The sequence below is a fragment of the Actinobacillus minor NM305 genome (assembly GCF_000175195.1).
GTDB classification, from domain to species: Bacteria; Pseudomonadota; Gammaproteobacteria; order Enterobacterales; family Pasteurellaceae; genus Haemophilus_A; species Haemophilus_A minor.
In genome coordinates this window covers 35174-42991 of record NZ_ACQL01000090.1, presented here as the reverse complement: position 1 = coordinate 42991, position 7818 = coordinate 35174, and the positions used below count along the sequence as shown (strand labels likewise).

Here is a 7818-nt window from a genome sequence, read left to right as displayed (position 1 = left end):
GCTCCCTCCGTAAACGGAGGGAGCGAAGATTTTTAAGCCAAATCTAACCGCTAAAATTTATTACCAACCTTTCACAACACCGTCTTTAAAGTGTTTTTGTGCTTCTTGGTAAACTTCTTCTGTTTGGTATGCTTTTACAAAATCTTGTACTGCTTTGCTGTCTTTGTTATCAGTACGAGCCACAATGATGTTCACATAAGGCGAATCTTTTGCCTCCACGAAAATACCATCGCTTGCGCTTAAACCAACTTGACCCGCATAAGTATTATTTACAACCGCAAGTGCCACATCATCTAATGCTTTTGCTGCAACCGATGTATCTACTTCTTGAATTTTAAGATTTTTAGGGTTCTCAATAATATCTTGTGAGGTTGAGAATAAGTTAGTGTTGTCTTTTAATTTAATAAGACCTTGTTTCTCTAATAAAATTAACGCACGAGCAAGGTTGCTTGGGTCATTTGGTACAGCCACAACTGCGCCTTCCGCTAATTCTGATACGTTTTTCACTTTCTTAGAATAACCGGCTAACGGATAAACAAAGGTATTACCCACGATTACGAGATTTTTCAACTCTTTTGCTGCTGAATCTTTATCTAAGTAAGGTTTGTGTTGCATTGCATTAATGTCTAAATCGCCTTTGCTTACTGCTGTGTTTGGTAAAGCGTAGTCATTAAATAAGACGAATTCGACATCTAAGCCGTATTTTTCTTTTGCCACTTGTGCAGCTTTTTCCGCAACGGTATGCTCAGGACCAGACATCACGCCCACTTTAATTTTATTGGTTGGCTGCGCAGCTGCTTCTGCTTTTTTTTCTTCTTTGCAACCTGTTAAAGCTAATGCTGAAACAAGGGCTACTCCTAAAACTTTCTTAAAGTTCATAAAATTCTCCTTTCGATGAGATATGTTTGCATATAAATGATGAATTGCTTAATTAAGCCGTTCGTTTACCGATGATCAAATTTTTTCGCTAAATGATCACCTAATTTTTGTGAAATCATCACAATTGCCACAATAATGACTGTTGCAATCCATTTCACATAAATCATATTTCGGTGTTCGCCATAACTAATTGCTAAGTTACCCAAACCGCCACCACCAACAGCACCAGCCATTGCCGAATAACCAATCAATGCCACTAATGTTAAAGTGATACCGTTAATTAAAATCGGTAATGATTCCGGTAAATAGAATTTTGTTACCACTTGCCAATTTGTTGCGCCCATTGATTTTGCAGCTTCAGTTAAACCTGCCGGAATTTCAAGTAACGCATTGGACGTTAAGCGAGCAAAAAAAGGAATTGCCGAAACACTTAAAGGAACAATCGCTGCCGTTGTGCCAAGTGTTGTGCCAACGAGTAAACGAGTAAAAGGCAATAATACGATCAACAAAATAATAAAAGGAACAGAGCGCCCAATGTTGATAACTACATCTAACACTTGGTGTAATCGAGTATTTTCTAAAATTTCGCCTTTCCCTGTTAAGAATGCTAAAAATCCAATCGGTAACCCCACCACAACGGATAATAAGGTTGCCACAAATCCCATGTAGATGGTCTCTAAGGTCGAACTTGCCACTAATTGCCACATTTGAGGCGTTAGTTCATTCATAAAATTATCCCACATAACCTAACACCTCAACTTTTACATTATGATCAATTAAATAGAACTTAGATTCTGCAATGGCATCACTATCACCACAAACTTCAGCGATCACAAAACCAAATTTTACACCGCCGGCGTAATCAATTTGCGACATCAGAATACTAAAATCAATGCCAAATTTCTTAGAAACATTGGAAAGTAACGGCGCATCTACCGAACGTCCGGTAAACTCAAATTTGATAATCGGTTTACTCTTTTCTGTTGCGGTTTGTGAAAGTTGTTCCGTATATTCTGCCGGCAATTCAAAATGGAAGGTCGATTGAATAAATTTCTGCGCTAATTCCGTTTTCGGATTAGAGAAAATTTCACTTACCGAGCCAGTTTCAATTAACTGCCCTTTATCAATTACTGCAACACGATCACAAATGCGTTTTACCACTTCCATTTCGTGAGTAATCAATAAAATGGTTAAGCCTAAACGTTTGTTAATATCTTTTAATAATTGAAGGATAGATTGTGTGGTTGCCGGATCTAATGCACTGGTTGCTTCATCACAAAGTAAAACGTGCGGATCGCTGGCTAATGCGCGAGCAATAGCAACACGTTGTTTCTGCCCACCCGATAAATTACTTGGATAAACATCTTTGCGTTCGGTCAGTCCAACTAACTCAAGCAATTCATTGACCTTCTTATCAATTTGCTCTTTAGGCGTATTGTTTAAACGCAACGGCAAAGCGATATTGTCAAATACCGTTTGCGAAGAAAGCAAATTAAAATGTTGGAAAATCATTGCAATATTACGGCGAGCTAAAATGAGCTCTTTATCCGACATTGCGGTTAAATCTTGTCCATCAACGATCACTTCACCAATGGTTGGGCGTTCTAATAAATTGACGCAACGAATAAGCGTACTTTTACCGGCACCTGATGCACCGATGACGCCATAAATCGTACCTTTTGGTACATGAAGATTAACATTATCTAAGGCGGTAATTTTTTTACCTTTTACCTCAAACTGTTTGCTGATGTTTTTCAGCTGAATCATAAAATTATCCACTTTATTTTTTATAAAAAACTTTTGTTATTTTAGACGTCTAGAATGCTATGTCAATTCACAGCACCGCTTTTTTTATATCAAAATGGAATAAAAGAACTCAAATCATCATATTTTGATGAGAACGTCTCATTTTTACTTCAATATAGCTGCAACTAGGTTTAATTTTGAGCTGTTGTGCTTGGGCAAAGCTAATCAATGCATCGTAAAGCAATCCTGCAATCCCTTTCCCTTGGTGGCTTTCTGCCACTTTAGTATGAAAAGCATCGATCACATCATCTTTAATGTAGCGATAACATAGCTTCCCAACTTTCTCCCCTTGCTCATCAAAGTAAGAAAATTCAAACTGTTCCGCATTATATTGAATAGGCATTCTCCCCTCCTTTGTAAAAAAATTCATAAAATCAACTGCTTGCTAATGAAAAAAGCAAACGTTTGCGCTATAATCCTGCCGATTTATTTTAATCCATTTATTAAAGGAACTCAAAATGGCGATTCAGCAAGCATTATTAAGTGTGTCTGATAAAAAAGGCATTGTCGAATTTGCTCGTGGGCTTTCGGCTCGTGGCGTAAAATTACTTTCTACCGGCGGTACGGCAAAATTATTAGCCGAAGCAGGTTTACCGGTTACAGAAGTATCAGATTACACCGGCTTTCCGGAAATGATGGACGGGCGTGTAAAAACCTTACACCCAAAAGTTCACGGAGGGATTTTAGGTCGCCGTGGCACTGATGATGAGATTATGAACCAACACGGTATCGAACGTATTGATATGGTGGTGGTAAATCTTTACCCATTCGCTGCAACTGTGGCAAAACCAGATTGCACCTTAGAAGATGCGGTAGAAAATATTGATATTGGTGGCCCGACAATGGTACGTTCTGCAGCGAAAAACCATAAAGATGTTGCGATTGTCGTGAATAACAATGACTTTGATGCAATTTTGGCTGAAATGGATAACAACGCTAATAGCCTAACGTTAGAAACTCGTTTCAACCTTGCGATTAAAGCCTTCGAACATACAGCACAATATGACTCAATGATCGCTAACTACTTCGGTCAAAAAGTCCCACCATATCAAGGTGCGGAAGAAGAGGATTTAACACAGCCTTGCGGTCAATTCCCTCGCACGCTTAATCTTAATTTTACACGTAAACAAACCATGCGTTATGGCGAAAATGCACATCAAAATGCCGCATTTTACGTTGAAAATGAGCTAAAAGAAGCCTCTGTTTCTACGGCTAAACAACTACAAGGCAAAGCTCTTTCTTACAATAATATTGCCGATACAGACGCAGCGCTTGAATGCGTGAAAGAGTTTGCAGAACCAGCTTGTGTGATTGTAAAACACGCAAACCCTTGTGGTGTTGCCTTAGGTAAAGATATTTTAGAAGCCTATAACCGAGCATACCAAACAGACCCAACTTCTGCCTTTGGTGGCATTATCGCTTTCAACCGTGAATTAGACGGCGAAACAGCACAAACGATTACAGAACGTCAATTTGTTGAAGTGATTATTGCGCCAAGTGTGTCTGAAGAAGCGAAAGCAGCCTTAGCGAAAAAGAAAAATGTCCGTGTATTAGAATGTGGCGAATTTTCTGCACCACAAAAACGTTTAGATTTCAAACGTGTTAATGGCGGTTTATTAGTTCAAGATGCGGATCAAGGTGCAGTGTCAATTGAAGATTTACAAGTTGTGTCAAAACGTAAACCTACTGAAGCAGAATTAAAAGATCTCTTATTCTGTTGGAAAGTAGCAAAATTCGTAAAATCGAATGCTATCGTGTATGCCAAGGATGGGCAAACTATCGGTATTGGCGCAGGGCAAATGAGCCGCGTTTACTCTGCGAAAATTGCCGGCATTAAAGCCGAAGATGAAGGCTTACAAGTTGCAGGTTGTGTGATGGCTTCTGATGCCTTCTTCCCATTCCGTGATGGTATTGATGCTGCAGCTAAAGTTGGTATTACTTGCGTTATCCACCCAGGTGGCTCAATGCGAGATCAAGAAGTAATCGATGCTGCCGATGAACACGGTATGGCAATGGTACTAACCGGAATGCGTCATTTCCGCCACTAATACCATTTAAACGGTTATATTGGTAAAACATTTTTACATCCACTTCCTAATCCCTATTAAGTAAAATCTTGGTAGGGATTTTATCTATTTTGCAAAATTTTTGTTAAAAAAGACCGCTTAAATGTTGAAAATCTGATATTGCTCACATTATTCTTTTCTTATTTCAAGTATAATATCTTAGATATCTACAACCAAACAGGTTAGGTCTATATGCAATATCAATATAAAAATTTTGATGATTGGCTCGCTTCGAGTCCATTTGGGGGCTCGAACCAAGCCTATGTTGAAGAAATCTACGAGCAGTATCTTGAAGATCCGGCTTCTGTTGATGCTTCATGGAAAGCTATTTTTGACAGTTTCCCTGCAACAACCGTTGCGGAACAACCACATTCTCAAGTTCGTGATTATTTCCGTAAGCTAGCGCGAGAAAATCTCCCTGAAGCCGTTTCTGTCGTTGATCCTGAAGCAAGCGCTAAACAGGTAAAATTACTTCAATGGATCAATGCTCATCGCATTCGTGGCTATACTCAAGCAAACCTTGACCCTTTGAACTATTATCGTTGGAAAACTTCGCAAGTTCCTGAGCTAGATTACCGTTTTCATGGCTTTAGTGATGCAGATTTAAATGAAACGGTTACCCTAGGGAAATATGTTTATGGCAAAGATACCATGAAATTTGGCGATCTTGTCAAAGCATTGAAAGAGACGTATTTAGGTTCTATCGGGCTTGAATTTATGCATGTTCACGATATGGAACAGCGTAATTGGCTTCAAGCAAAAATGGAAAGTGTGCTGAATAAACCTCTCTTTACAAAAGAAGAGAAAATCAATCTTCTTGCAGAATTAACGGCCGCTGATGGTTTAGAACGTTATCTTGGTGCAAAATTCCCTGGGGCAAAACGTTTCTCTCTTGAAGGTTCTGATGCCTTTATTCCGATGATGAAAGAAATTATTCGTCACGCAAGCCGTAATGGTATGAATGATGTTGTGATGGGCATGGCTCACCGTGGTCGTTTAAATATGCTCGTCAATGTTCTCGGTAAAAAACCGGGCGAACTCTTTGATGAATTTGCAGGAAAACACGCTGATGATAATCGTACGGGGGATGTAAAATACCATCAAGGTTTCTCATCTGATTTTGCCGTTGATGATAAACGTGTGCATTTAACCCTTGCATTTAACCCTTCTCATCTTGAAATTGTGAGCCCTGTGGTCATCGGTTCGGTTCGTGCTCGTCAAGAACGCTTAGGCGATACGACTCACGAGAAAGTGCTTGCCATTACCGTTCATGGCGATTCTGCGGTTACAGGTCAAGGCGTGATGCAAGAAACGTTAAATATGGCAAATGCTCGAGGTTATACGGTAGGCGGTACAATCCGTATTGTGATCAATAACCAAATTGGTTTTACCACGTCAAACCCGAACGATACCCGCTCTACCGAATTTTGTACTGATATTGCAAAAATGATTCAAGCGCCGATTATCCACGTTAATGGCGATGATCCGGAAGCTGTTGCATTTGCAGCTCGTATGGCAGTTGAATATCGCACTAAATTTAAACGTGATATTTTCATCGATTTAATTTCTTATCGCCGTCATGGACATAACGAAGCAGATGAACCTCTAGCGACACAGCCGATGATGTATAGCATTATCAAAAAACACCCTACTCCACGCAAAGTCTATGCGGATCGTTTAGTAGCTGAAGGTGTATTAAATCAAGATGAAGTCACTTCAATGGCTAATGAATACCGTGATGCGCTTGATCATGGCGAATGTGTTGTACCTGAGTGGCGTGAAATGGATATGGCAGCAGTTGATTGGCTACAATACCTCAACTACGATTGGACTGCACCTTATGAAAATAGATTCCCGACAGATCGTTTTACCACTTTAGCAAAACGTGTTGCTGAATATCCGGCCTCTGTAAAAGCACATTCTCGTGTAGAAAAAATCTATAACGATCGCAAAGAAATGGCAGAAGGTAACAAACCTTTTGATTGGGGTATGGCTGAAACGATGGCATATGCAACCCTTTTAGATGAAGGAACTCACGTGCGTATTTCCGGTGAAGATGCCGGACGTGGTACGTTCTTCCATCGCCATGCTGTTGTGCATAATCAAAATGATGGTACCGGTTTTGTACCATTAACCCATTTACATGCAAACCAAGGTCGTTTCCAAGTTTGGGACTCGGTACTCTCTGAAGAAGCTGTTTTAGCTTTTGAATATGGCTTTGCAACCACCGATCCAAAAACATTAACGATTTGGGAAGCACAATTTGGTGACTTCGCAAATGGTGCACAAATTGTGATTGACCAGTTCATCAGTTCGGGCGAACAAAAATGGGGACGTATGTGTGGTCTTGTGATGTTGCTTCCTCACGGTTATGAAGGGCAAGGACCGGAACATTCATCTGCTCGTTTAGAACGCTATTTACAACTTTGCGCACAACAAAATATGCAAGTCTGTGTTCCGAGTACACCGGCTCAGGTGTATCATATGTTACGCCGCCAAGCCATTCGTAAAATGCGCCGTCCGTTAGTGGCGATTTCACCAAAATCACTTTTACGCCACCCACTTGCCGTTTCATCTTTTGATGAATTAGTGAATGGACAATTCCAAAATGTGATTGGCGAAATTGATAGTATCGATCCGAAAAAAGTGAAACGTGTCGTGATGTGCTCTGGTAAAGTTTATTACGATCTACTTGAAGAACGCCGTAAAAAAGAGCAAATAGATGTTGCGATCATTCGTATTGAACAGCTCTATCCATTCCCGGTTGAAGACATGGCGAAAGTTCTTGAGCCTTATGCGCATGTAAAAGACTTTGTTTGGTGTCAAGAAGAGCCTCAAAACCAAGGCGCATGGTATTGCAGTAAACATAATTTTGAAGCGGTTATTCCGGCAAAAGCTAAATTACATTATGCCGGACGCCCTGCTTCTGCAGCCCCAGCAGTCGGTTATGCCTCATTACATAACAAACAACAACGAGAGCTTGTTGAACAGGCTTTAACTCTTTAATTATACGTCTCTCCCTATTCGAGATAGGGAGAGTAAAATGAAATTTAAAAAGGAAAAAAAT

Annotated in this window: 6 protein-coding genes; 2 read left to right on the top strand and 4 right to left on the bottom strand. The window is 40.0% G+C overall.

Annotated elements, in window-relative coordinates; translation table 11 throughout:
* Positions 1-60 precede the first annotated feature (60 nt).
* The 4 genes from AM305_RS05490 to AM305_RS05475 all read right to left on the bottom strand — a co-directional run bounded on the left by AM305_RS05490 (position 61) and on the right by AM305_RS05475 (position 3028).
* A complete protein-coding gene (locus tag AM305_RS05490) occupies positions 61-879 on the bottom strand; it encodes a MetQ/NlpA family lipoprotein (RefSeq protein ID WP_005823859.1) in 819 nt (272 codons plus the stop codon).
* A 65-nt stretch (positions 880-944) separates the two neighbouring features.
* Complete coding sequence (locus tag AM305_RS05485; protein WP_005823857.1) at positions 945-1622, bottom strand: methionine ABC transporter permease; 678 nt, start codon at positions 1620-1622, stop codon at positions 945-947.
* Positions 1612-2646: a methionine ABC transporter ATP-binding protein MetN gene (metN, locus tag AM305_RS05480; protein WP_005823855.1), complete on the bottom strand. Its 1035-nt coding sequence runs from the start codon at positions 2644-2646 to the stop codon at positions 1612-1614. Before metN ends, AM305_RS05485 begins: the two co-directional genes overlap by 11 nt.
* 109 nt (positions 2647-2755) lie before the next feature.
* Positions 2756-3028, bottom strand: coding sequence for a GNAT family N-acetyltransferase (locus AM305_RS05475; protein WP_005823854.1), 273 nt, complete (start codon positions 3026-3028; stop codon positions 2756-2758).
* A 115-nt stretch (positions 3029-3143) separates the two neighbouring features.
* On the opposite strand from AM305_RS05475, the gene purH reads away from it, so the two are divergent.
* Positions 3144-4733: a bifunctional phosphoribosylaminoimidazolecarboxamide formyltransferase/IMP cyclohydrolase gene (purH, locus tag AM305_RS05470; protein ID WP_005823852.1), complete on the top strand. Its 1590-nt coding sequence runs from the start codon at positions 3144-3146 to the stop codon at positions 4731-4733.
* Between the two features lie 210 nt (positions 4734-4943).
* Entirely contained in the window at positions 4944-7757 is a 2814-nt protein-coding gene (gene sucA, locus AM305_RS05465) for a 2-oxoglutarate dehydrogenase E1 component (RefSeq protein ID WP_005823850.1), read from the top strand.
* Positions 7758-7818: the final 61 nt, after the last annotated feature.

Bases quoted from the DNA above. Each gene is read 5' to 3' on its own strand.
- sucA (WP_005823850.1), top strand. From the start codon at position 4,944: ATGCAATATCAATATAAAAATTTTGATGATTGGCTCGCTTCGAGTCCA.
- AM305_RS05490 (WP_005823859.1), bottom strand. From the start codon at position 879: ATGAACTTTAAGAAAGTTTTAGGAGTAGCCCTTGTTTCAGCATTAGCT.
- metN (WP_005823855.1), bottom strand. From the start codon at position 2,646: ATGATTCAGCTGAAAAACATCAGCAAACAGTTTGAGGTAAAAGGTAAA.
- AM305_RS05475 (WP_005823854.1), bottom strand. From the start codon at position 3,028: ATGCCTATTCAATATAATGCGGAACAGTTTGAATTTTCTTACTTTGAT.
- AM305_RS05485 (WP_005823857.1), bottom strand. From the start codon at position 1,622: ATGTGGGATAATTTTATGAATGAACTAACGCCTCAAATGTGGCAATTA.
- purH (WP_005823852.1), top strand. From the start codon at position 3,144: ATGGCGATTCAGCAAGCATTATTAAGTGTGTCTGATAAAAAAGGCATT.